This window comes from Oceanicella actignis (assembly GCF_008124525.1).
In the GTDB taxonomy this organism is placed as follows: Bacteria; Pseudomonadota; Alphaproteobacteria; order Rhodobacterales; family Rhodobacteraceae; genus Oceanicella; species Oceanicella actignis.
In genome coordinates this window covers 1-22,380 of record NZ_VNHJ01000014.1, presented here as the reverse complement: position 1 = coordinate 22,380, position 22,380 = coordinate 1, and the positions used below count along the sequence as shown (strand labels likewise).

Annotated in this window: 22 protein-coding genes, 1 tRNA gene, 1 pseudogene and 1 other annotated feature; of the genes and pseudogenes, 9 read left to right on the top strand and 15 right to left on the bottom strand. The window is 70.0% G+C overall.

Annotated features, from left to right (window positions below):
• Positions 1–125 precede the first annotated feature (125 nt).
• The 6 genes and pseudogenes from LY05_RS14460 to LY05_RS14440 form a co-directional block, all read right to left on the bottom strand.
• Positions 126–914, bottom strand: a complete 789-nt coding sequence (locus LY05_RS14460; RefSeq protein WP_148923628.1) for a putative bifunctional lysylphosphatidylglycerol flippase/synthetase — start codon at positions 912–914, stop codon at positions 126–128.
• Positions 915–1,007: 93 nt separating this feature from the next.
• Positions 1,008–1,187 (bottom strand): hypothetical protein, encoded by a 180-nt coding sequence (locus tag LY05_RS14455; RefSeq protein ID WP_148923627.1) that lies wholly within the window; start codon positions 1,185–1,187, stop codon positions 1,008–1,010.
• 108 nt (positions 1,188–1,295) lie between these two features.
• Entirely contained in the window at positions 1,296–1,739 is a 444-nt protein-coding gene (locus LY05_RS15295) for a COG4705 family protein (protein WP_211356337.1), read from the bottom strand.
• 24 nt (positions 1,740–1,763) lie between these two features.
• Positions 1,764–2,045, bottom strand: a pseudogene (locus tag LY05_RS15645) (hypothetical protein); the annotation flags it as partial.
• 224 nt (positions 2,046–2,269) lie between these two features.
• Positions 2,270–2,488 carry a hypothetical protein gene (locus LY05_RS14445; RefSeq protein ID WP_148923626.1) on the bottom strand — a complete coding sequence of 73 codons (219 nt, stop codon included), beginning with the start codon at positions 2,486–2,488 and terminating at the stop codon, positions 2,270–2,272.
• The gene (locus tag LY05_RS14440) at positions 2,485–3,237 is read right to left on the bottom strand and encodes a COG4280 domain-containing protein (RefSeq protein WP_148923625.1); all 753 of its coding nucleotides are present in this window, start codon (positions 3,235–3,237) and stop codon (positions 2,485–2,487) included. Before LY05_RS14440 ends, LY05_RS14445 begins: the two co-directional genes overlap by 4 nt.
• 89 nt (positions 3,238–3,326) lie before the next feature.
• Between LY05_RS14440 and LY05_RS14435 the strand changes: the two genes are divergently transcribed.
• The 5 genes from LY05_RS14435 (at position 3,327) to LY05_RS14415 (ending at position 8,268) form a co-directional block, all read left to right on the top strand.
• The gene (locus tag LY05_RS14435; RefSeq protein WP_170259022.1) at positions 3,327–4,184 is read left to right on the top strand and encodes a MurR/RpiR family transcriptional regulator; all 858 of its coding nucleotides are present in this window, start codon (positions 3,327–3,329) and stop codon (positions 4,182–4,184) included.
• Between the two features lie 121 nt (positions 4,185–4,305).
• Positions 4,306–4,671, top strand: a complete 366-nt coding sequence (locus LY05_RS14430; RefSeq protein WP_148923623.1) for a PepSY domain-containing protein — start codon at positions 4,306–4,308, stop codon at positions 4,669–4,671.
• Positions 4,672–4,759: 88 nt separating this feature from the next.
• Entirely contained in the window at positions 4,760–5,431 is a 672-nt protein-coding gene (locus tag LY05_RS14425) for a response regulator transcription factor (RefSeq protein ID WP_148923622.1), read from the top strand.
• Positions 5,432–5,496: 65 nt separating this feature from the next.
• On the top strand, positions 5,497–6,822 hold the full coding sequence (locus LY05_RS14420) for a sensor histidine kinase (RefSeq protein WP_148923621.1): 1,326 nt from the start codon (positions 5,497–5,499) through the stop codon (positions 6,820–6,822).
• Between the two features lie 741 nt (positions 6,823–7,563).
• Positions 7,564–8,268 carry a 5-formyltetrahydrofolate cyclo-ligase gene (locus LY05_RS14415; protein WP_148923620.1) on the top strand — a complete coding sequence of 235 codons (705 nt, stop codon included), beginning with the start codon at positions 7,564–7,566 and terminating at the stop codon, positions 8,266–8,268.
• A gap of 257 nt (positions 8,269–8,525) precedes the next feature.
• Here LY05_RS14415 and LY05_RS14410 read toward each other — a convergent pair whose 3' ends face one another.
• The gene (locus LY05_RS14410) at positions 8,526–9,461 is read right to left on the bottom strand and encodes a LysR family transcriptional regulator (RefSeq protein ID WP_148923619.1); all 936 of its coding nucleotides are present in this window, start codon (positions 9,459–9,461) and stop codon (positions 8,526–8,528) included.
• 128 nt (positions 9,462–9,589) lie between these two features.
• On the opposite strand from LY05_RS14410, the gene LY05_RS14405 reads away from it, so the two are divergent.
• Positions 9,590–10,297, top strand: coding sequence for an NAD(P)H-dependent oxidoreductase (locus LY05_RS14405; RefSeq protein ID WP_148923618.1), 708 nt, complete (start codon positions 9,590–9,592; stop codon positions 10,295–10,297).
• A 266-nt stretch (positions 10,298–10,563) separates the two neighbouring features.
• The gene (locus LY05_RS14400) at positions 10,564–11,352 is read left to right on the top strand and encodes an SDR family NAD(P)-dependent oxidoreductase (RefSeq protein ID WP_148923617.1); all 789 of its coding nucleotides are present in this window, start codon (positions 10,564–10,566) and stop codon (positions 11,350–11,352) included.
• A 196-nt stretch (positions 11,353–11,548) separates the two neighbouring features.
• Here LY05_RS14400 and LY05_RS14395 read toward each other — a convergent pair whose 3' ends face one another.
• From LY05_RS14395 to LY05_RS14380, 4 genes are read right to left on the bottom strand one after another with little or no spacing between them, the layout of a single operon-like run.
• Positions 11,549–13,816 carry a GNAT family N-acetyltransferase gene (locus LY05_RS14395; protein ID WP_148923616.1) on the bottom strand — a complete coding sequence of 756 codons (2,268 nt, stop codon included), beginning with the start codon at positions 13,814–13,816 and terminating at the stop codon, positions 11,549–11,551.
• Between the two features lies 1 nt (position 13,817).
• Entirely contained in the window at positions 13,818–14,807 is a 990-nt protein-coding gene (locus tag LY05_RS14390) for a D-alanine--D-alanine ligase family protein (RefSeq protein ID WP_148923615.1), read from the bottom strand.
• A complete protein-coding gene (locus tag LY05_RS14385) occupies positions 14,804–15,811 on the bottom strand; it encodes a D-alanine--D-alanine ligase family protein (RefSeq protein WP_249041963.1) in 1,008 nt (335 codons plus the stop codon). Before LY05_RS14385 ends, LY05_RS14390 begins: the two co-directional genes overlap by 4 nt.
• Positions 15,808–17,124, bottom strand: a complete 1,317-nt coding sequence (locus LY05_RS14380) for a KamA family radical SAM protein (RefSeq protein WP_148923614.1) — start codon at positions 17,122–17,124, stop codon at positions 15,808–15,810. The genes LY05_RS14385 and LY05_RS14380 overlap by 4 nt, the downstream gene beginning before the upstream one ends.
• A 1,518-nt stretch (positions 17,125–18,642) precedes the next feature.
• On the opposite strand from LY05_RS14380, the gene LY05_RS14375 reads away from it, so the two are divergent.
• Together LY05_RS14375 and LY05_RS14370 are read left to right on the top strand one after the other, a co-directional pair.
• Positions 18,643–18,732, top strand: a tRNA-Ser gene (locus LY05_RS14375).
• A gap of 390 nt (positions 18,733–19,122) precedes the next feature.
• A complete protein-coding gene (locus tag LY05_RS14370; protein WP_148923613.1) occupies positions 19,123–19,953 on the top strand; it encodes a protein NO VEIN domain-containing protein in 831 nt (276 codons plus the stop codon).
• Between the two features lie 3 nt (positions 19,954–19,956).
• On the opposite strand, the gene LY05_RS14365 is transcribed toward LY05_RS14370, so the two are convergent.
• From LY05_RS14365 to LY05_RS14350, 4 genes are all read right to left on the bottom strand, one after another.
• Positions 19,957–20,337: a hypothetical protein gene (locus LY05_RS14365; protein WP_148923612.1), complete on the bottom strand. Its 381-nt coding sequence runs from the start codon at positions 20,335–20,337 to the stop codon at positions 19,957–19,959.
• Complete coding sequence (locus LY05_RS14360; protein ID WP_249041962.1) at positions 20,337–20,756, bottom strand: site-specific recombinase; 420 nt, start codon at positions 20,754–20,756, stop codon at positions 20,337–20,339. Before LY05_RS14360 ends, LY05_RS14365 begins: the two co-directional genes overlap by 1 nt.
• A 98-nt stretch (positions 20,757–20,854) precedes the next feature.
• Positions 20,855–22,083 (bottom strand): IS3 family transposase gene (locus tag LY05_RS14355; RefSeq protein WP_148923611.1). Its coding sequence is split into 2 segments (ribosomal slippage): positions 20,855–21,795 and positions 21,795–22,083, totalling 1,230 coding nucleotides; the frame shifts between segments, so codons are not numbered across the junction.
• Positions 21,686–21,802: a sequence feature (AL1L pseudoknot), on the bottom strand. It overlaps the preceding gene by 117 nt.
• 55 nt (positions 22,084–22,138) lie before the next feature.
• Positions 22,139–22,380 (bottom strand): transposase (locus LY05_RS14350; protein WP_148923610.1); only part of this gene is annotated, 242 nt, incomplete at its 5' end.

The following is a 22,380-nucleotide window of genomic DNA, read 5'->3' as shown; positions in this document are numbered from 1 at the left end:
ACAACCTGCTGAGATCGCTCAACTCTTTTCGGGTTCGGCTCTGACGTCGTCTCTTCCTTCACGGGTTTCCGTCTCATCTTCGATCCTTGGCGTCTACGATGAGCCGGAAACCCTCCGTGGCGCAATCACCTCAAATTGGCCCATGGGCGCTGACGGCAGACAGCCGATTTCATGATCGGCTTGAGCGGCTCGGGCACCTCGCCGAGCAGGCGGGCGGCCAGGCCGCCGGCCAGACGCCCCTCGTTCAGCGCCACCACGCCAAGCGCCAGCGCGAAGGGAACAAGATAGTAGATGATCCGGTAAAGCAGCAGCGCCGCGGCCACCTGCTCGAGCGGCACGCCGGCGGGCATGGCGGCGATGACGACGGATTCGAACACGCCGACGCCGCCGGCCACATGGCTGAGCACGCCGGCCATGGCGGCGGCCGAGAAGATGGCGAGGAAGGTCAGGAAATCCGGCGCCCCCTGCGGCAGCAGGACATGGAGCGTGAGCGCCGCCATGGCGGTGTCGATGAGGGTGAAGACCAGCTGCCCGACGAGGATGCCGGGCGAGGGGGCCGAGATCTCGGCCTTGCGGATGCGCAGCGTCGCGCCCGTGAGCGAAAGCCAGCCGAGAAGGGCGACGAGCGCCACGGCCCCGAGCCCCGCCCAGACGCGGATCGTCGCCGGCGCGAAAGGCACAATGCCCTCGAGCGCGTAAGGGTGTATGGCAAGCGCGCCCAGTCCGATCACCGTGATCCCGAAGCCGAAGGCGAGCGCCACGAAGGCGGAAACCGAGGCCACCTCGAACGCGTTGAGGCCGAAGGCCGAATAGATGCGGTAGCGCACCGCGCCGCCCGAGACGACGCTGATGCCGATCGTGTTCCCGAAGCTGTAGCCGAGGAAACCGCCCACGGCGACGATGCGCAGGGGCACCTTCTTGCCCAGATACCGCAGCGCCGACCAGTCGTCGCCGATCAGCGCGACATAGCCCGCGGCCGTGGCGGCGAAGGCGGCCAGCAGCGGCGTCTAGGGCGTCGCGCGCACCTGCGCGATCACGTCGGCGGCCTTCACGGGCTTCAGCAGGCGATGGAGGGCGTAGACGCCTAGCGCGAAGAGGCCCAATCCCAGCGCCACGGGCACGAAGCGGCGCACCGCGTTCAGACGCCCGGCCGTCGGCGATTCATCGGTTCCGGTTTCTTCGCTCATTCCCTCAACCTTGGCGGCGATGCGCAAGCAGCCCCGGCGCCGCGTCCGGGGCTTGCCGTTTTCCATGGCCGATGGCCGCGGCCCTTGTCACGAAGATCCTGCGCGATCTCAAGGGCGCTGTTGGCCATCGCGCCGCGCGGGGCTCCGGTCGCCGCGACCCTGCGCGGCCTGAACGGCCAGGCGCTTCTTGCGCCGCTGCATGGACGCAAGGATCAGAACGCTCATCAATCCAAGGCATACGGCGGCCGCATTGTAGGTGCCCAGATCAAGCCCGCCATGCGACAGGGGCTTGGTCAGAAAGTCGCCGAAAGTGGCTCCGAACGGACGGGTGAAGATGAAGGCCAGCCAGAACAGCGCGACGTCGTTCATCGCCTTGGCATAGTGCAGGACCAGGACCAGGGCGATCACGCCCGCGGTGACCATCGCGCCCTCGATGAAGCTCAGTCCGATCACATCCACCAGCATGTCGCCGAATGCGGTTCCCAGCGAGTTCGAGAACACCACCGCGATCCAGAACATGATCTCGGCATCCGTGCGGGTGATCGGGTCCACGCGCAGATCGCCGTCCCGGCGATGCCAGACGTGAAGCGTCGCGATGAGCCCCGCCGCGAGCAACGCAGACCTCCCGACGTAGCCCAGCCCGAGCGTGCGGTCGATCAGGTCCGAGACTTCGGTCCCGGCGGTGGTCGTGGCGACGATCGCGGTCCAGAACAGGGCCGGGTGGAAGGTCGGCGCGCGGATCTGCCACGCAAGGACGATCAGCAGGAACGCGCCCGTTATTCCCAGACCGGCATAGTATCCCAGCCCCAGCGTCTGGGAGATGAAGTCGCCCGCGGTCTCGCCAAGGGTCGTTGCTATGATCTTCAGTATTCAGAAAAGGATCGTGACCTCTGCGATCTTGTTCGCCGTTACCGTCCCGTTCATCGTGGTTCCCCTCGGTTGTCGGATTCACCGGTTCCTGAATTGGAAGGACCGTGAAGCCAAGGCGATCGCTTCCTCAGGTTCGCACATAGGGAACGTCTGGCCGGGGAGTCTGGCGGCAATCTTGCATTTTCGTAACGGGTCGGCCTGCCAAGGGCGGATCAGGCCCTGTTTCGTGCGCGGGCCTCGCGCAGGACTGCCTCGGCCAGAACCGCCACGCAGGCAGCCGCAAGCAGAAGTCCGGCGGTCATCGGGCCGACGACGCCCAGGGCGAGCAGGGCCGCAACGCCAACGACGGCCGCGAGGATGGCCGTCGTCAGCCGAAAGTCGGCCACGAACATCTTGAAAAGTTCTTTCAGGACATCGCGCACAATCGTCATGCCGGCCCCCTTTCGAAGCTGGCGCGCGCGATGCGCGCCAGGACCAGCCCCGCCAGCAGGAACAGCGCCGCAAGCGGCAGAAGGACCAGGTCCGCGCCCGGCCATTCCACGCCGATTCCCTCGCCGGTCCAGAACACGCCGAAGGCCGAAAGCATCACGCCGACGCCGAACTTGAGCGTGTTCTCGGGAACCTGGGACAGCGGCCTGTGCACCGCCGCGCCGACGATCAGCACCAGCGCGTAGGCGGCCAGAGCGCCGAGCGAGGCCTCCCACAACAGCCCCTTTCCGGCGCCGACGGCGACGACGATGAAGGCCACCTCCAGCCCCTCCAGCAACACCGCCTTGAAGGCGGCGATGCCGGCGATCCATTGCAGCGTCCGCGGCGCGCCCGATTGCGCGTGCAACTCGGCGGTTTCCTCGGCAAAGGCCTCGATCTCGTCATGCAGCGGCATGACCCCGGCCGCGCGCAGGATGGCCTTGCGCAGCCAGCCCATGCCGAACAGCAGCAGAAGGATGCCCACGACGAGCTGCAGGATGTGGATCGGGATGAACTGCAGCGCTGGCCCCAGGATCAGCACGATCAACCCCAGCACCGCCAGCGCGGCGGCCGTGCCGGCGATGGCGGGGCGCCAGCCGCGCGTGGCGGCGACGGCCAGGACGATGGTGAAGGCCTCGACCACCTCGACGATCGAGGCGAGGAAGGCCGCGGCGATGGCGGGAAAGTCGACGGTCCAGAAATCGGGGGGCATGGGCTTTCCCTGCCTTGCGTCGCAAATGCGACTTGTCTCGGATCCGGATACGCCCTTATTGTCGTGTTTGCAACATGGATGGCGCGATCATGCCCAACCCGCCGCTCTCGGCCCGCATCGCCGCGTTCGCGCCCAAGGCCTCGCCGGCCGAGGCGCGCGTGCTCGACTGGCTGGCCGAACATCGCGAGACTGCGCTGCACGCCTCGGCCGCCCGAATCGCCGCCGAGGCCGGGACCAGCGACGCCACCGTCATCCGGACGGCGCGAAAGCTCGGCTTTGGCGGGCTCGACGCCCTGCGCACCGCATTGGCCGAGGATCTGCGCCGCGATCTTTCGCTGACCGACCGCATGGCCGGCGAGGTCGTCCGTGCGAATGCGCGCGCACCCCTCGCCGGCGCCGTGAACGCCCTGCGCGCGGCGCTCGACGCCATCGAGCGCATCGACGCCGCGCAGATCAGACAAGTGGCCGAGCAGATCGTCGCCGCGCGCCGGGTGCATGCGTTCGGCATCGGGCCCTCGGGCTTCGTCGCGGGCTACATGGCCGCGCAGCTGGCGCGGCTCGGGATCGACGCGCGCGCGCTCACCAGCTCGGGCCTCCAGTTCGCCGATGACCTTGTCGGGGTCGCAAGGGGCGACGTGGTGCTGGCGCTGGCCCATGACCGTCTCTATCCCGAGGTCCGCGCCCTGTTCGACCGGACGCAGGCGCTGGGCCTGTTCTCGGTGCTCGTGACTTCGGCCGGCGACCGCCTGCCCGATGATCGCGCGCGGGTCACGCTGAGGGCGCCGCGCGGGCGCGCCCGGGGCTTCGGCATGCATGCGGGCACGCTGGCGCTGCTCGAAGGCTTGCTCATCGCGGTTGCGGCCGCCGCGCCCGAGCGCGCGGTCGCCGCGCTCGACGCGCTGAACGCCGCCCGGCGGAGCATTTCGGGCGGCGGCATGGATCTGTGAGGCGGCGTCGCGCCCCTTTACGCAGTAGTAAGCATCCGGTCAGGCATTCCCGGCGCGGCGCGCCCATCTTCTTTCGCATCGGGCGCCGCTCCGGCGTCCTGGAAACCGAAAGGAACAGAGCATGAAACGCAACCTGACCATCGCCGCCGTTCTGGGCGCCGTCGCCGTCTCGGGCGCGGGTCTGGCCATCGCCGCGGGCGCCGGCGAACGGGACAAGGAAGACCTGATGGAGGCGCAGGCTCTGCAGGCCGCCAAGGTCCAGCTGGCCGATGCGGGCCGGATCGCGCTTCAGTCCGCCCCGGGCGTTCTGTCGGAAGTGGGCTTCGAGGTCGAGAAGGGCAAGGCCGTCTGGGAGGCTTCGGTGATCGCCAAGGACGGCTCGGAGACCGAACTCATGATCGACGCCGATACCGGCAAGGTCCTTGCCAAGAAGATGGCGGCCGAGGACCGCGAGGACGAGGACGGCGACCAGGACGGCGAGGGCTGATCCCGGCCGGGTCGACGCGACGGGCCGGCCTTGTGCCGGCCCGTTTCGGTGGGCTACGGATGAAGAGCGGCGCGATGGGGCGGACGAGATGCGCATACTTCTGGCGGAAGACGATCGGGAAACCGGCGAGTGGATCCGCAAGGGTCTGGCCGGCGAGGGCCATGTGGTCGATCATGTGCTGAACGGGCGCGAGGCGCTGGCGCAGGCCATGAGCGGCGATTACGACATGTTCATCGTCGATCGGATGATGCCGGGGCTCGACGGGCTGTCATTGGTCAAGTCGCTGTGCTCGGCCAGGATCGAGGCGCCCGTCATCTTACTCACCGCGCTGGGTTCGGTGAACGACAAGGTCGATGGGCTGGGCGCCGGAGCCGAAGACTATGTGGTCAAGCCCTTCGCCATGGCCGAGCTGTCGGCGCGCATCGCCGCCATCGCCCGCCGCCCCAAGGAGCGCAAGGAAGTCACCGAGCTGACCGTCGGCCCGCTGCATCTGGACCTGATCACCCGCGCCGTCACGCGCGACGGCCAGCGCATCGACCTGCAACCGCGCGAGTTTCTGCTACTCAGGCACTTCATGGAGCGGCCGGGGCGCGTGCAGACCCGCGCCATGCTGCTCGACGCGGTCTGGGGCATCCACTTCGACCCCAAGACCAGCGTGGTCGAGACCCATACCAGCCGCCTGCGGGCAAAGATCGACAAGCCCTTCGACAAGCCGCTTCTGAAGACGTTGCACGGCGTCGGCTATGTCCTTGAGCCATAAGGGTCCTGCGCACCCTTCGGACGCCCTCGGCGATACGGCTGGCGCTCAGCCTTTCGGCCCTGTTCGTGCTTGCGGCGCTGGTCGCGGGGACCATTGCCTGGGCGTTGATGCGGGGCGAGCTCGAGGACCGGCTTGGCCAGGACGCCCGCGCACAGGCCGAGGCGCTGGCGCAGGAGCTTGCGAGCAGCGGCCGCGATGAACTGATCCGGGAAATCGGGATCGAGTCCGCGTTCGGCGACGGGCACGACACGCTCTTCGCCTTCGTGCCCGCAGAGGGCGGCCCTTCGGCGGGCAACATGACGCTGCCCCAACCCTTCGAGGGGCCGCGCCGGCTTGTGGCGGGGCGCGACATGACCCTTCGCCCCGATCCGGGCGCCGAGGAGGGAGAGGTCTATTACGCCTGGGGCGTGCGCACCGGGCAGGGCTGGATCGTCGTGGCGCGCGACAGCCAGTGGATCGCCGACAGCGAAGAGGTGCTGATCAAGTCCATCGCCTGGGGTCTGGGCGCGGCGGTTCTGGCCACGCTTCTTCTGGCGGTGGCCGCGGCCCGGCGGGATGCGCGCCGCGTGGCCGAAATCAATCGGCTGCTGGCGCGGGTCGCCGCCGGCGACCTCGCGGCGCGGGGCCATGAAGAGGCCGGGCCCAGGGACGATCTGGCGCAAGTCATCGCGGGCATCAACGCCATGCTCGAGCGGCTGGAGGCCAACGTGGAAAGGCTGGCGCAGGTATCGGCCGACATCGCCCACGACCTGCGCTCGCCGCTCACGCGTCTGCGCCTGCGGCTCGAGCCGCAAGCCCTGCGCCAGGACCTGCCAGAAGACACGCGCGCCGCCATCGTCGCGTCGCTGGAAAGCCTCGACGGCATCGCCGCCGGGTTCGACGCCATCCTGCAGCTGTCGCAGATCGAGACCGGCAACATGGCATTGGAGGCCCGCCCCACCGACCTGCGCCAGATCGCGCAAGACGTGCACGAGATGCTCCTGCCCGTGGCCGAGGAGAGCGGTCATGCGCTGACGCTGAGCCTGCCGCCGGACCCGGTCATCGCCGAGGTCAATCCCGAACTCGTCTCGCAAGCGCTGGTCAACCTCGTCGAAAATGCGCTGCGCCACACGCCCCCGGGCGCCCGGATCGCGATCTCCGCGCGCGCCGAGGGCAAAGGGGTCCGCCTGTCGGTTTGCGACGACGGCCCCGGCATTCCGGCCGAGGAGCGCGACAAGGTCACGCGGCGCTTCTACCGTCTGGACCGCAGCCGAAGCCGGCCTGGAACGGGGCTCGGCCTCAGCCTGGTCGCCGCCATCGCGAGGCTGCATGGCGGCCGGCTGGAATTGAGCGACAATGCGCCCGGGCTTTGCGCCGCCCTGGTCCTGGGGCCGCCGGGCCGCTTGTCCTGAAAGCCGGATATCTTCGCCGCCGCCGCGTGAATGCGCGGCTGCGGCGCGGCGCCGTCGGCGGATCCGGCATCGGCCGTCGGCAAGCGGAAGACGGCCCCGCCCGCGCCGGATCGCCTTGGCCGTCGGCCAGGGGGAGCGGACCGCCGCGCCGAACGCCGCCGGGCGGGGCATCCGGGCGGCGCCCGCCCTCGACGATCGGCCCCGGGCTCGGACCCGATGCGCCGGAGTGCGCCGCCGATCGCGCGCCGATCGTCGATGGCGGGCAGCTGCCGCGTGGTCGGCGCTCCTCGGGGCCGTGCGAAGCATCCTCTGCGCGAGGGCAGGGCGCCCGAGCGCATCGCCGGGGGGCTTCGGCGCGGGATGGCGCCGGGCTTGCGGCGGCCGCCTGCCGAGACGATCCGCGCCCGGATCCTCTGCGCCGGCCGGAAGGCTTCGCGGCTCGGACCGTCTGCCGCCCCTCGCGCCCCTCGCGGTCGGCGCTAGGTTGGGTTTCGCCCCGACGGGCTCAAGGACAAGGCCGCGTTTCCGGCCGCGCCGATGCCGCGATGGGCGCGCTCGGCCGCGCAGGAGGGGCGGATCCCAAGGTCACGCCATGCCAGGGTGCAGGCGCGCCCCCTGCGCAGGAGGGGGTCGTCCTGCACGGGGGCGCCGGGGTATGAATGAGGGGATGCATGGGAATGGAGGCGATGATGCGCGAAGCCGCGGCGGCGCCTGCCCGCCTTGACCGGAAGGGGGCCGCGAATGAGCGATCCTGACGACGCCCCGCGCGGCTACGCCTCGCCGCCCTGCCTGGCGCATGAGCAGGACCCGGGCTTTTTCGATCCGCTGGCGACGGACTCCCGACAGGCCCGCGACGTGGCGCGCTGGCGCCGGGCCGAGCGCGAAAGGCTGTTGGCCCGGCGTCGGGCGCTGAGCGCGGCGCAGCGCGCCAGGATCGCGCGCGCGGCGTCGGAACATCTCTCGCGCCTGCTGTCGGACCGGTTCGGCACGCTGAAGGGCAGGGCGATCGCGGCCTACTGGCCGATCAAGGGCGAGCTCGACCTGCGCGCGTCGATGGCCCGATGGCACGAGGCCGGTGCCTTCGTCGCGCTGCCGGTGGTCGAACGCAAGGCGGCGCCGCTGGCGTTTCGCCGCTGGACGCCCGCGACGCGGATGGTGCGCGGGGTCTGGAACATCCCCTCGCCGCCGCCCGATGCGGCGCCGCTCGTTCCCGAGATCGCGCTCGCTCCGCTCGTCGGCTGGGCGCTTGACGCGGACGGCGCCGCCTGGCGGCTGGGCTATGGCGGCGGCTATTTAGACCGCACGCTGGCCGCGCTCGCCCCGCGCCCCTTCGCCATCGGCGTGGGGCTTGCGGCGGCGCGGCTGTCCACGATCCTTGCGCAACCGCACGACGTGCCGCTCGATGCGATCGTGACCGAGGAGGGGATCGCGGGCGAGGGGCCATGACCGGTTCCGCCGCCGCGCGTGCGCGGCGGCGGCGGCCCTGCCATGGCCGGCTTCGGCCTTCGCATGTTCTTCCCGGGCGCGGTTGGGCGGCGCGCGGCGATGCCCCGGAGCGCGGCGCGCAAGATGCGCATGCCGCCTGCGATCGCGAGGCTTGACGCGCGCATGAGCGTCCGTTGGCCGCGCTGCGTCGGCGATGGCGGGACTTGGCGCGTCGGCCGCCTCGAGACGCGCCGGTCGCGCATCCTCGCGTGCTTGGGTCAGGCCGGGCCCTGCGCGTCGGGCGCGCTCCAGTCGGAATTCGGCAAGCCGCCCAGCTTCTCGACGAGGAAGTCGATGAAGATGCGCGTCTTGGGAGTGAGAACGTTCGAACGCGGATAGACCAGCCACAGCGCCGACCGGTCGTTCAGGCGCCAGTCGGGAAGCACGCGCACCAGCCGGCCCGCGCGCAGATCATGCGCGACGCTCCATAGCGAGTTGATCGACAGCCCCGCCCCGGCCAGCGTCGCCGCGCGCTGCGCGGCGCCGTCGTCGACGATCGTCCGGCACTGCATGGCGTCTGGGCGCAGAACGAACCTGTCCCCGCGCGAGTCGATCAGCTCGCGCGGCTCGCGCGTGGCCCACGCGATGAAGGGCCGCCCCGCCAGGCCTTGCGGCGTCGCGGGCGTTCCGTGCGTCTTCAGATGCTCGGGCGTCGCGCAGAGCACCCGGACGTCGTCGCCCAGCTTGCGCCCCTTCAGGCTGCTGTCGGCCAGCGGCGCGCTGCGCAGGGCAAGGTCGAAGCTGCCCTCGATCGCGTCGAACGGCTTGTCCGACAAGCGCATGTCCAGCGTCAGATCGGGATGGCGCGCGTGAAACGCGGGCAAGAGCGGCATGATGTGAAGCTGGGCGAAGCTGCTGGGCGCGGCGAAGCGCAGCGTTCCCCTGACCTGCGCGCCGCCGCCCCCGCCGAGCGCCGCCCGCGCCGCCTCGGCCTGGGCCAGGATCTCGCGCGCATAGGGCAGGAACTCGGCGCCCTCCAGCGACAGCGACACCTTGCGCGTGCTGCGGTGCAGCAGCTCGACGCCCAGCTCCCGTTCCAGCTTCGCCAGACGGGCGCTGGACACCGCCGGGGCAAGGCCCAGCTCGCGCCCGGCGGCCGAAATGTTCAGCCGCTCGGCGGCCATCACGAACAGGCGCAGGCTGTCGGTGTCCATCGCCGATTATATCTCGATCGCGAAAACTGAACTCCGATCTGCCCATCTTCATTCGGAAACATCAAGGGATATCTTCGCTCCAGCCCAAGGCCGACGGCCAGACAGACCGAGCATCAAGGATGAACCAGATGAACGCATTCTCCAGGACTTCCCCCGACATCCGCCGGCGGATCATCGACGCCTTCAACTTCCGCCACGCCACCAAGATCTTCGACCCCGAGCGCAAGGTGAGCGAGGAAGACTTCAACGTGATTCTCGAGGCCGGGCGCCTTTCGCCCACCTCGTTCGGTCACGAGCCCTTCCGCATCCTGATGATCCAGTCGCCTGAAAAGCGCGAGCTCTTGCGCGAATTCTCCTGGGGCGCCAACGGCATGATGAACGGCTCCGCGGGACAGCTCGGGACCGCCAGCCATTTCGGCATCATCCTGGCCGCCACCGGCGCTTTGATGAAGGCGGGATCGGAGCATCTGCAAGACCATTACCGCCGGGTCAAGCATCTGCCCGAAGAGGTGATCGAGATCTTCAACGCCGCCTACGCCAAGTTCCAGGCCGAGGATCACAAGATCGTCACCGACCGCGAGATCGTCGACTGGTCCGGCAAGCAGGCCTATATCGTGCTGGCGAACATGATGACGGCGGCCGCGCTGATGGGCATCGACAGCTGCCCGATGGAAGGCTTCGACATGGAGCTGACCTCTCGGACGCTGACCGAACATTTCGGCGTGGACGCGGACAAGTGGAAGCCGGCGGTGATGTTCGCCTTCGGCTATCGCGCCAGGGATCCCGAGTCCCCCAAGACCCGGCGGACGATGGAGGAAACCGTTTCCTGGTTCTGAGCCGCCGCGGAGCGGGGCGCGTTCCGGGGGCGCGCGGGCGCCCTCGGAGCGGCGCGCGCCCGCGCCGCCGCAGCCCGTTCGCCCGTGCTTTCGCGCCGGCGCGGGGTTCCTGCGGCGGCATCTTGCGGACATCCGAAGGCCGCGCGTCGATCATGTCGCGCCGAACCTGCGCTTGAACCGCGCCTGAACCGCGCCGAGGCGGCAGAGATGCTGCGCCTTCTTGCCGAGCAAGCGTTGCCAGGGTTTTCCAACGCGGAGGAGACATCATGACCCTCGCCATCCTGATCACCGGCGCGACCGACGGCATCGGGCTTGCGACCGCGCGGATGCTGGCGGCCGACGGCCACAAGGTGCTGCTGCATGGGCGCAGCGCCGACAAGCTGGCCGCCGCGGCGCGCGCGGTCGGGGGGCGGCCCGAAACATATCGCGCCGATCTTTCGCGGCTCGATGAGGTGCGCGCGCTGGCCGACGCGGTGCGCGCGCGCCACGAGCGGCTGGACGTGCTGATCAACAATGCCGGCGTCCTCAAGACGGCGCAGACGCGAACGCCCGAGGGGCTGGATGTGCGTTTCGTCGTCAACACGCTGGCGCCTGTCGTGTTGACCGAACGCCTGCTGCCGATCATCCCGCCCGAGGGCCGCGTGTTGAACCTGTCCTCGGCGGCGCAGGCGCCGGTGGATGTGGCGGCGATGCTGGGCAAGCGGCGTCTTTCCGACATGGAGGCCTATGCGCAAAGCAAGCTGGCCCTCACGATCTGGACGCAGGAGATGGCGCGCAAGCATCCGAACGGCCCGGTTTTCGTCGCCATCAATCCCGGCTCGTTGCTGGCGACGAAAATGGTCAGGGAAGGCTTCGGCGTCGCGGGGGCCGACCTGCGGATCGGCGCCGAAATCCTGCGCCGCGCCGCGCTGTCGGACGAGTTCGCGACGGCCTCGGGAATGTATTTCGACAATGACGCCGGCCGCTTCGCCGCGCCGCATCCCGCGGCGCAAGATCCGCGTCAAGTGAACGAAACGATGCGGGCGATCAGGGCGCTGACAGGCGAAGGCGTCTGACCGCGGGGCTTCGCCCGGCCCGCCCGCCGCCGTCGTTCCCTTCTTCGGCGGCGGGACGAGGCGCCCGTTCCGACCGGCGGCCGCCGGGTCGCGGAACGCCCGGCGCCGTTTCGCGCTGCCATGTCTTGGAAGGCGGGCGTCGCCCGCGCCCGCTCCGGCCCGATGCAGGGGCGAAGCGATGCGCGTTCGAGCGGCGTCAGGCGGGTTGGCGCAGCGTCTTGACGTAGATCGCCTTGCCGTCGCCGGGGCCGTAGAAGTCGGCGATCTCGGCCGCCTTGCGAAAGCCGTTGCGGCGGTAGAAGGCGCGGGTGGGGGCGTAGCGCTCGGTGCTCGAGGTCTCGGCCACCAGGCGCTCGCCGCCGGCCGCCTGCACGGCCCTCTCGACGCGGGCGAGGATCTCGCGCCCCAGCCCTTCGCGCTGCGCCCGGGGCGCGACCGCGATCCAGTAGAGATCGAATGTGCCGCGCGTGCCCGGCGTTGGCCCGTGGCAGGCATATCCCGCGATCTCGCCGCCGCGTTCGGCGATGACGAATTCATAGCCGGAGGCGCGGCCGCGCGAGACGCGCTCCTCGACCAGCTCGCCGGCGATGTCGATCTCGGCGGGCGAGAACATGCCCGTCGCCGCGACCAGCGCGCGGATGCGGGGCGCGTCCTCGGCCGCGACCGCCTCGCGCCAGGCGACGGCGGGCGCGGCGGCCGGTTCGGGGCGCGGCGCCTTGCGCGCGCGCTGCGGCGCGGCGCGGATCCCCTCGGCGAGCCCGACGAAGAACTGCCGCGCATTCGTCCCAAGCGTGCGCACCCGGTAGCCGCCCTCCTGCACCACCAGCGTCGGCAGGCCGGCCGCGCCGATCATGCGCCCGATCTGGCGGAAATCCTCGGCGCGGTTGGACCATGTGCCGGTCGGGTCGCCCTTGGCCGTGTCGTAGCCCAGCGCCAGCACCAGGAAATCGGGATCGTGGCGGTCGATGCGCTTCAGCCCCCGCGCGATGGCGGCGCGGTGCTCCTCGGGGGCGATGGTCTCGGGCAGCGGGATGTTGAGGTTGAACCGCGCGCCGCGCCCGCGCCCGGTTTCGTCCGCGAAGCCCGTGAAATAGGGATAGGCGAAGCTCGGGTGTCCGTGGATCGAGACGGTCAGCACGTCGTCGCGCTCGTAGAAGATGTCCTGCTGGCCGTTGCCGTGGTGATAGTCGATGTCGAGGATCGCCACCCGCCCGAGCTTCGACAGGTAGTTCGCCGCGATGGCGGCGTTGCAGAAATAGCAGAACCCGCCGAAGGTGCGGCGCTCGGCATGGTGGCCGGGCGGGCGCACCAGCGCATAGGCGGCGCGCGCGCCCTTGGCGACCAGATCGGCGGCGGTCAGGGCGCAGTCCACCGCGTGCCGCGCCGCCGGCCAGGCGTTGCGGTTGATGGGCGTGAAGGTGTCGATGCACCAGTAGCCCGCCAGCACCGAGCGCTCTTTCGGCAGCCGCGCGGCGTTGCGCACCGGAAAGACGTAGGGATAGACCGACTTGCCCTCGGGAAGCTCGGCGCAGGCCTGGCGGATGTAGTCCACGAGATGGCCGTCATGCACCTCGCGGATCCAGCGGTCGGGAAAGGCGCGGGCGGGTTCGTGGCGGAAAAGGCCGGTCTTCTCGATCTCCTTGAGGATCGCGGGGATGCGCACGGGCGATTCCACATAGCCCTGTTCGCGCACATGGTGGATCTGGTGGCGGTCGTTCACCACCAGCGGGATGGTCGGCCCCTCGGGCGCGGCCGCGGCCGGAGCGGGCTTGACGTGGCGCGGCGCGCGCAGATGCGGGGCGCCCTTGCGCACCGAGGCCACGACCTTGCGGATGTAGTCCTCGGGGCAGAGCTCGCCATACTTGCGGCGCAAGATCGCCTCGACGATCTCGGCCAGCCGCGCGCGCGGCGGCAGGTCGAAGCGGTCGAGCCCGTCGAACATCAGGTAGGGCGGGTCGGCATCGCCGGGATTGAGCGGCGTCTCGTAGGCCGTGCCCATCACCGGGAAGGCATTGTGGCGCTCGTAGAAGCGCAGCCGCGCGGCGTTCTGGCGGCGCGTGGCCGGATCGGGCGAAAGCTTGGGGTCGTCGGGCAGGCATTCGAAGAACAGCCCGCGCGAACCGGGTTGGGCGGCGGCCTCGGCGCGCACCTCCTGATAGAGCGCGTCGCCCATGCCCGCCCCGCTGCGCCCGGGCGCGGCGGCGATGCTGTCGAGCCAGGCGAAGCGCAGGTCGGGGAAATAGAGCATCAGCGCGAAGGCGCGGATCTGGCCATGCCCGTTCTCGGCCACGAGGATCTCGGAGACGAAGCCGGGGGCGAGGGGATCTTCCAGCTGCGTCGGCAGCTTGTCGATCATCGCCTCGGACATGCCGGGGAACTGGGCGCGCAGGATGTCCTGGATCTCGGCGACCGTCTCGCGGCTGGCGGGGGTGCGGGCGTCCTTGAGCTTGCGGATGCGGAACATCTCAGGCGGCCTTTCGGGTTCGTGCGCGCGCGACGGCAAGCACATGGGCCACCAGGGCGTCATGGCTCAGCCCGGCCTCGGCCGCGGCGGCGGCAAGGCCCGCGTCCGGGGCGAGGCAGGGGTTGGCGTTGACCTCCAGCACCCAGGGGCGGCCGGCGGCATCGACGCGGAAATCCACCCGCGCATAGCCCGCAAGGCCGAAAAGATCCCAGACCGCCCGCGACAGGCGGGCCAGCTCGGCGGCCAGCGCGGGCTCGGCCGTCTCGATGCCGAAGCGGCGCGGCGTGTGGTGATAGGCGGGGCAGGCCGGGTCCCACTTGGCGCCGTAATCGACGATGTGCGGGGCGCCCGCGGGCAGGGCGTCGAACAGGATTTCCGGGATCGGCAGCACCCGCGCGCCGCCCTCGAGCGCCTCCAGCAGCGCCACGTTGAACTCCCGCCCCTCGATGAAGGCCTCGGCGAAGAATTCGCCGCCGAAGCGCGCGGCGCGGGCCGCGATCTCGGCCGCCGCCCGCGCGCCCGGCACGATCGAGCCCGCGTCGATGCCGAGCGAGCCGTGCTCGCTGTCGGACTTGACGATCACGCGCAGATCGCCCGGGATGGCCTCGCCGGCGGTCCACCAGTCGGGGGTGGGCAGGGCGGCGGCGCGCAGGCGGCGCTTGGCGTCGGTCTTGATCAGCGTCGCCTCGAGCGCATCCGCATCCGCGCCCGTGAAGACCAGCCCGAGCGCCTGCATCAGCCGCGCCGGCTCGGCCGCGCGCAGCGGGTCGCCGGCGACGGTCTCGACCATGTTGACCACAGCCGCCGGCGCGCGGGCGGCAAGCCGGCGCAGGGCGGGCGCGAAATCGGCGCCAAGGTCGATCACCGGGCTGTCCCAGCCCTGGCGGGTCAGCGCCGCGGCGATCGCCCTGGCCGTGTCCACCGTGTCCTGCTCGTCGGGCCGGTCGGGGCGGGCAGCGTGAACGACGGGGGCGAAGCGGCGCGCGCTCATGCCGCCGCCCTCCGCGCCGGGCGGGCCAGCCCCAGCCGGTCGCAGGCGGCGGCCAGGATCTGGCCGATCAGCCAGTCGAAATCATGCCCGGCCATCTGCGCGATCATCGGCAGGTCGGAATGCACCGGGTTGAGCCCGGCGATGGGGTTGACCTCCAGAAACTGCGGCCTGCCCTCGGCATCCGAACGAATGTCCACCCGCGCGGCGTCGCGGCACTCGAGCGCATGGAAGGCGGCGAGCGCCACCTCGGCCGCCGCCAGCGCCTCGGGATCGTCGGCCAGACGGTAGGCGACGCGCTCTTCGCTCAGCTCCTTGTTCTCGAAGGAATAGATGGGATCGCCCGCCTCGGGACGGACCATGATCTCGAGCACGCCGATCGCCCGCGCCGCATCGCCGTTGCCCAGGATGCCGACGGTGAACTCGCGCCCGGGCAGGTAGGTCTCGGCCAGCGCCGGCTGGGCGAAGCGGTCGATCAGCGCCCCGGCCGCCGCCGCCAGCGCCGCGCGGTCGGCGACCAGCGAGGCCAGCGCGCAGCCCTTGCCCGTGCCCTCGGCCAGCGGCTTGACGAAGAGCGGGAAGGGCAGGTCCACCGCCGCCGCATCCCCCGCGCTGCGCAGCACCGCGAAGGGCGCGGTCGGCACGCCCTGGTCGCGCGCCAGCCGCTTGGCCGCCGCCTTGTCGAGCGTCGCCGCCATGGTCAGCGGGTCGGAGAAGGCGTAGGGCTGGTCGAACATCTCGCACAGGGCGGGCGCCTGCGCCTCGCGCGCGCGGCCGCGCAGCCCCTCGGCGATGGAGAAGACCAGGTCCCACCGCTCCCCCGCCGCCAGCCGGCGGGCGAGGTTCCGGCCGCGGCCGATGCGCGTCACCTCGCAGCCCTGGCGGGCAAGCGCCTCGGCGATGCCGTCGATCGTCACCTGTTCGTCGAACTCGGCGACGTCGAGCGGATCGTAGCCTTCGGCCAGATATTCGGCCCGGGCGTCATAGACGAAGCCCACGCGCATCATTTCGGTGCCCCCTCTGCCATCGGGTTGCCGCGCTCCGCCCCGATCCGTCCGCCCGGGTCGGGATAGCGGTAGAGGCCGCCCTCGAAGTTGCGCAGGATCAGGTCGTCGCCGTCTCGCCCGGCGACGTAGTCGGGCAGAAGCGGGATCTTGCCGCCGCCGCCCGGCGCGTCGATGACGTATTGCGGCACGGCATAGCCGGTGGTGTGGCCGCGCAGCCCCTCGATGATCTCGAGGCCCTTCGAGACCGGCGTGCGGAAATGCGCCGAGCCCGAGATCGGGTCGCACTGGTAGAGGTAATAGGGCTTCACCCGCAGCCGCAGCAGCCCCTGCATCAATGGCTTCATCACCGCGATGTCGTCGTTGACGCCCCTGAGCAGCACCGTCTGGCTGCCCAGCGGAATGCCCGCATCGGCCAGCCGCGCCGTGGCCTCGGCGACCTCGGGCGTGAGCTCGGCGGGGTGGGTGAAGTGCAGGCTCATCCACAGCGGGTGGTGCCGTTTCAGCACCTTGGTCAGTGCGCGGGTCACGCGCATGGGCAGCACCGTCGGAACCTTCGTGCCGATGCGGATGAACTCCACATGCCGGATCGCCCGCAGCCGCCCGAGCAGCCAGTCGAGCTTGTCATCGGCCAGCGTCAGCGGATCGCCGCCCGAGAGCAGCACGTCGCGGATTTCCGGGTGCGCCTCGATATAGGCGATGGCCCGTTCCCACTGTCGGCGCGAGAAGCCGTATTCGCCGCCCGGATCGCCTACCATGCGCGAGCGCGTGCAGTAGCGGCAATAGGTCGAGCAGGTGCCCGTGGTCAGGAACAGCACCCGGTCGGGGTAGCGGTGCACCAGCCCCGGCACGGCGGCGTCGTGATCCTCGGCCAGCGGATCGTCCGCCTCGCCCGGCAGGCGGACATATTCCTGCCCGACCGGGATGTGGGTGCGGCGCAGCGGATCGGCGGGGTTCTCGCGATCCATCAGGCTCGCGTAATAGGGCGTGATTCCCACCGGCAGGGCCCCGCGCCGGCGGGCGACGGCGTCGCGCTCATCCGCGCTCAGCGCGAAGATGCGCTCGAGCTCGGCCTGGGCGCGGATGCGCGCGCGCAGCTGCCAGCGCCAGTCGGCCCACTGCGCGGCGTCCGCTTCCGGGTAGAACCGCCGCCGAAAGGCCCGGCTGCGGGCGCTTTGGACAAAGCGCTCGGAGCGCGGCGCCGCGGGGCGGGTCCGCCTGATCGGGGCGTTCGCCCCAAAACCAGCGATGTCGGCGATACTTGGAGGTTCCTCGGCGTCCAGCGTGGCCGAGGAAAAGTCGGGGGCGTCGTCCATGCGCGCCATTCTCCCAGCATCCGGCCGGGCCGTCGCGCGATCATCGTCGTTGCTGTCGCCGCGGTCGGAAGTGCCATCTCGAATACGACGGTCCTGAATGTTTTCAAGAGAAATTTCGCGGCGGAGGAAGGCGGCGGCCACGGTGTTCGGGAGCGTTGCAAATCCATCGCAGGCGCGCTGCGCCGGAACCTGTGCGCTGGTGGGAAAGCATTTGATTCATATGCAGTTTTCATGAGCGTTGGCGCCCTGGCGCGCCGGGCAAGGCATGGTCTTCGCGTGAAGGTCGGCGACCGGGCGCGCGCCGGCGGCCTGGTCGGTTGCGGCTGCGGCGAAGGCGCCCGCACGCCTTCGCAAGGGGCCCTCCTTTTCCCATGCCAGGCGTTCGTCGTCGCAGCGCCCCGCGCGCATCGGCCGCGCGGCGCGGCCAGGGCCTCGGACAAGATCGCCCGGGCGACCGGGCCCGGCGCCGCGGTGTTCATGAGCCGTGAGGCCATGCCCTCGCGTGCGGACGTCGGATAGGCCGCAAAGCGCCGCGGCGCGGGGGCCGTCCGCGGGCCGGCGGATTCGCGGAGCCAGACCCTGCGGGACGTCGGCGTGCGCCGGCCGGCCGTCGCGCCGCCGCGCATGCGACCCGTCTCGCCGCACTGAGACCGGAAAGCCGGCGCGGGGCGGCATCTCCGGCCGCCAGCCGCGCGCCGCGCGATGGCGAGGTTCGGGGCCCGCGCCGCGGCCATTCGCGCGCGCCTGTCCCGCCTCGGCGTCGGGCCGCTTGTCTGGATGGGTCCCCCTGCCGTGCCGGAAAACCGTCGAGCCGCTCGCATCTCTGGCCACAATCGTCCAGCCCGGTTGCCCGGCGTCGAGGATGCGCAGCGGATCAAGCGCCTTGCCGTGGGCCGGCGGGGGCGTTCTGGCCTCGGGTCCAAGGGTGCAGGCTGTCCGATCGACGCGCGAGAGCAAGGGCCGGCGGAGCGGCGGCGCGTCCTGTCCCGGCCCGGCGCAGAAGCGGCCATGATCGGCCGGCCTGGCCATCGCCGTGCGCGACTCGCTCCGGGGGCCGGCGAGTTTCCGGCAGGCGTGGCCGCGAATGGTCGCGCGCCCGCAGGGCCATGTGGCGCGGGCGCCGAGGCGTTGCGCGCCGCTGCGGCAGGGCGCACGCGCATTGATGGGCAGGACTGCGCCGCCATCCCGGGCGTCCGGCGAGGGTGGCTGCGCCGGGGCGGTCGCCTGGGGCCCTGCGCAGGGGCGTGCGCGGTCGGCGCCGCGTGGGGCCCGTCCTGGGGCAGATGGTCGATCGCTCGGATGCGGCGACGCGGGATGTCGTCGCCCCCGATGCGCCCGGCAGCCTGAAGCTCAACGTGTTCAGGCCCTTGGGTTGCGCAGTCTGGGCAAGAGGAGGGCGCTCCGGCAGGCGCGCGGCCGGTCGAACGACCGCGACGGCCGGCCCTCCTTTTTTGCTCTTGAAACCCCGAGCGCCGCGCGCTACGAAGCGCCCACGCTCGACCCAGCGCCAAAGATTGCGGAGAGGTGCCGGAGTGGTCGAACGGGGCGGTCTCGAAAACCGTTGTGGGGGTGACTCCACCGTGGGTTCGAATCCCACCCTCTCCGCCACCATCACCATTGCGAAACTCGAACCGCCCCCGGCCAGCGCCGGAATTTTCCCTGTTTTCAAAGGGGTTTGCGGGATGGGTGCGAACCCCTGAGACGGGCCGCACCCCCGGTTTCGGTCTCTGAATGCCCTCCTGTCTCTGGTCGAGCGAACCTCACGCAATTCGGTTCGGTGTGATTTTCTTAAGCATTTTGAATGGCCTGAGTTCCAGCCCCGCCAAAACTTCGCCCCCTGTTTCCAATGCCTGCAAGCGAAACACGGCCCAAACTAACAGGAGGCGTAGTGGCTGGGCCTGGTGGCAGTCTGGCGCGTACGGATGACGGCATATGTCACCCGTCCGACCGCGAAAGCCTTGATGACAAACGCGCATTTCGTCTCTAGCCTGGGCCGCGATGTCGAACGCGCCCTGGACCGATGAAGAAAACGACCTGATCGTCGCGGATTACTTCGCGATGCTGGCCGATGATCTGGCCGGGCGGCCCTACAACAAGGCCGAACATCGCCGCGCGCTCCTGCCGCTCCTGAATGGCCGGTCCGAGGGATCGGTCGAGTTCAAGCACCAGAACATCAGCGCGGTGCTGAAGGGGCTGGGCGAGGACTGGATCCCGGGCTACAAGCCCGCCTTCAATTTCCAGACATCCCTGATCGATGCGGTGGCGCGGTGGTTGGCGCTCAATCCCGCGTGGCTGGGGCGGCTGCCCAAGACGGCCGCCGGATTGCGCGAGGCCGCGCCGCTCTGGGTCGGCCCGGCGCCGACGCTCTCGAACCAGCCGCCCCCGCAAGAGCTGGAGCAGATGCTGCATGTGGCCGCCAAGTTCGACGTTGCGGGCCGGGACGCGCGCAACCGCGCCTTGGGCCGTGCCGGCGAGGAACGCGTGCTGGCCCACGAGCGGGCCACGCTCAAGGCCGCCGGGCGGGATGACCTGGCGCGAAAGGTCCGCTGGGTGTCGGAGGAGGACGGCGACGGTGCGGGCTATGACATCGCCAGCTTTGAACGAGACGGCCGGCCCCGTCTGATCGAGGTGAAGACGACGAATGGCTGGGAACGCACGCCGTTCTACATCAGCCGCAACGAACTGGCCGTGGCCGAGGAGCGACGCAAGGAATGGTGCTTGTTCAGGCTCTACCGGTTTTCGCGCGAGCCCAAAGCCTTCGAACTCCGCCCGCCGCTCGATGCACATGTCTCGCTGACGCCGACGACATTTCAGGCGAGCTTTCATTGACGGTCACGCAAAAACCTTCTCCACCTGCTCCTCCCAAGGCAGCGAGGCGATCAGGCACAGCTCATAGATGGTGATCGCGCAGGGTTCGCGGTGGATGACGAGGCGTTCCAGCACCTTGGGCGCCAGCCAGGCGAGGCGGGTGAGGCGGCTGAGGTAGCGGTCGGAGAGGCCCTCGTCGGCGGCGAGATCGGTGAGCGTGGCGACCTCGCCGCTCACGAGCATCTTCCGCCAGCGCCACGCCCGGCCGATGGCGCGCAGGAGGCGGGGATCCTGACCGCTGGGCGTTGCGGTCTCGATCTCCTTGGGCGGCAGGATGCGCGGGCGGCCACCGCGCTTGCGCAAGGTGAGCGGCACATGGACGCGGATCGTGTCTTGCGCGGGCATCAGGCGGCGTCCTCCGTTTTCGGCGTCAGCAGGCTGGCCAAGGCGCCAAGCCCGTCGTGGCGCAGGTCGATGTCTATCCCGTCCTCGCCCACCGTGACCCGGGCCACCAAGAGCTGCACGACGCGCGCCTGTTCGGCCGGGATCAACGCGGCCCACATGTCATCGAACTGCGCGAGCGTGGCGACGACGGTGTTCTCGTCAAGATCCGCGCGTTCCTTCTTCAGTGCCCGCGCCGTGCGCGCCACCACCTCTGGCGTGCGCAGCATGCGCCGCACTTCCGCGATCACAGCCTCCTCGACCATCGCCGCAGGCAGCCGCTGCGGCCCGCGCAGCTCGGCCCTTGGCTGGCCCCGGATCACGTCCATCGAGGTGTAGTAGCAATAGCGCTTGCCCTTGCGCTTGGTGTGGTGCGGCGTCATCGCGGCGCCGGTCTGGGTGAAGATCAGCCCGCGCAGCAGGGCAGGTGCGGCCGCCTGGGTGAACCGCGCCGGGTTTGCCGGAGGCTGAGTTTCGTTAGTTACGCGGCCATGGGTTCCGTTTCCAGAGCTGCGTAGAAGTTGGCCTCGGCTTCGGCTGGCGGGATGTTCCCGATCGGCTCGATGAGGCGGCGGTTGTTGAACCAGTCCACCCATTCCAACGTGGCGTATTCCACAGCTTCGAAGCTGCGCCATGGTCCGCGTCGGTGGATGACCTCGACCTTGAACAGTCCATTGATCGTCTCGGCCAATGCGTTGTCGTAGCTATCGCCGACACTGCCGACCGAGGGCTCGATGCCTGCTTCGGCGAGGCGCTCGGTGTAGCGGATGGACAGGTATTGGCTGCCTCTGTCGCTGTGATGCACCAGCCCTGTTCCCTTCCCGGGGCGGCGATCATGCACCGCTTGTTCGAGGGCATCGAGGACGAAACCCGCATGCGCCGAGGTGCTGACGCGCCAGCCCACGATCTTTCGGGCGTAAACGTCGATGACGAAGGCGACATAAACGAAGCCTTTCCAGGTGGCGACATAGGTGAAGTCGCTGACACAGAGCATATTGGGCTCCGGCGCCCGAAACTGGCGGTTCACCTTGTCCAGCGGGCACGGCGCCTTCTTGTCAGGGATCGTCGTCCTGTGCGGCTTGCCGCGGATAATGCCTTGAATACCCATATCCCTCATCAACCTCGCGACTGTGCTGCGGGCAACTTTGAAGCCCTCGCGACGCAATTGGCGCCAGACCTTGCGGACGCCATAGACACGCCAGTTCTCTTCGAAAACACGGCGGATCTCGGGCCGCAGGGCTTCATCGCGGCGGGCACGGTCCGACAGGCGAGCTGGATCAGTCCGCTTCGCCAGATGATCATAGTAGGTGGACGGGGCGATCGGCAGCGCCGCGCAGATCGGCTCGACCCCATGCGCATCCCGGTGCGCGTCGATGAAACCCACCATCACTTCGACCGGCGGTCGAGCTCCGCCATCGCAAAATAAGCCGACGCCTTGCGGAGGATCTCGTTCGCCTGGCGCAGTTCCCGGTTCTCGCGTTCAAGCGCCTTCATCCTCTCGGCCATCTCGGTCGGGATGCCCGCGCGCCGGCCGCTGTCGACCTCGGCCTTCTTGACCCAGTCGTTCAGGGTCTGCGGCGTGCAGCCGATCTTCGCCGCGATCGACATCACCGCCTGCCAGCGCGACGGATGTTGGGCCTCGGTGTCGAGAACCAGCCGCACGGCCCGCTCGCGCACTTCCGGGGAAAATCTGTTCGTCGTCTTGCTCATGATGCTCCATCCTACTCAAGAGTTGGAGCCTCCGGCAAACCCGGCGCGGTTCATATCAAGCCAAGCGTCTGACAAGAATGCGGATATGGGCGATCAGCTGCCATGCCTCGGAGCTTGCGGTCGTCGCCTCCCAATCCTTGGCGAGGCGGCGCGAGCGGCCCAGCCAGGCGAATGTTCTCTCGATGACCCATCGGCGCGGCAGCACCTCGAAACCCGATGCTGTGTCGGACCGTTTGATGATCTCGATGTCCCAGTCGCCGTGGCCCTTCATGGCGTCGCGCAGCTTCGGACCGGCAT

What these genes read in the sequence shown, in the direction of transcription:
- LY05_RS14440 (WP_148923625.1), bottom strand. Translation starts at nt 3,237, where the DNA reads ATGCCCCCCGATTTCTGGACCGTCGACTTTCCCGCCATCGCCGCGGCC.
- LY05_RS14415 (WP_148923620.1), top strand. Translation starts at nt 7,564, where the DNA reads ATGAGCGATCCTGACGACGCCCCGCGCGGCTACGCCTCGCCGCCCTGC.
- LY05_RS14425 (WP_148923622.1), top strand. Translation starts at nt 4,760, where the DNA reads ATGCGCATACTTCTGGCGGAAGACGATCGGGAAACCGGCGAGTGGATC.
- LY05_RS14455 (WP_148923627.1), bottom strand. Translation starts at nt 1,187, where the DNA reads ATGAGCGAAGAAACCGGAACCGATGAATCGCCGACGGCCGGGCGTCTG.
- LY05_RS14370 (WP_148923613.1), top strand. Translation starts at nt 19,123, where the DNA reads ATGTCGAACGCGCCCTGGACCGATGAAGAAAACGACCTGATCGTCGCG.
- LY05_RS14435 (WP_170259022.1), top strand. Translation starts at nt 3,327, where the DNA reads ATGCCCAACCCGCCGCTCTCGGCCCGCATCGCCGCGTTCGCGCCCAAG.
- LY05_RS14405 (WP_148923618.1), top strand. Translation starts at nt 9,590, where the DNA reads ATGAACGCATTCTCCAGGACTTCCCCCGACATCCGCCGGCGGATCATC.
- LY05_RS14385 (WP_249041963.1), bottom strand. Translation starts at nt 15,811, where the DNA reads ATGATGCGCGTGGGCTTCGTCTATGACGCCCGGGCCGAATATCTGGCC.
- LY05_RS14410 (WP_148923619.1), bottom strand. Translation starts at nt 9,461, where the DNA reads ATGGACACCGACAGCCTGCGCCTGTTCGTGATGGCCGCCGAGCGGCTG.
- LY05_RS14445 (WP_148923626.1), bottom strand. Translation starts at nt 2,488, where the DNA reads ATGACGATTGTGCGCGATGTCCTGAAAGAACTTTTCAAGATGTTCGTG.
- LY05_RS14390 (WP_148923615.1), bottom strand. Translation starts at nt 14,807, where the DNA reads ATGAGCGCGCGCCGCTTCGCCCCCGTCGTTCACGCTGCCCGCCCCGAC.
- LY05_RS14400 (WP_148923617.1), top strand. Translation starts at nt 10,564, where the DNA reads ATGACCCTCGCCATCCTGATCACCGGCGCGACCGACGGCATCGGGCTT.
- LY05_RS14360 (WP_249041962.1), bottom strand. Translation starts at nt 20,756, where the DNA reads ATGACGCCGCACCACACCAAGCGCAAGGGCAAGCGCTATTGCTACTAC.
- LY05_RS14395 (WP_148923616.1), bottom strand. Translation starts at nt 13,816, where the DNA reads ATGTTCCGCATCCGCAAGCTCAAGGACGCCCGCACCCCCGCCAGCCGC.
- LY05_RS14430 (WP_148923623.1), top strand. Translation starts at nt 4,306, where the DNA reads ATGAAACGCAACCTGACCATCGCCGCCGTTCTGGGCGCCGTCGCCGTC.
- LY05_RS14380 (WP_148923614.1), bottom strand. Translation starts at nt 17,124, where the DNA reads ATGGACGACGCCCCCGACTTTTCCTCGGCCACGCTGGACGCCGAGGAA.
- LY05_RS14365 (WP_148923612.1), bottom strand. Translation starts at nt 20,337, where the DNA reads ATGCCCGCGCAAGACACGATCCGCGTCCATGTGCCGCTCACCTTGCGC.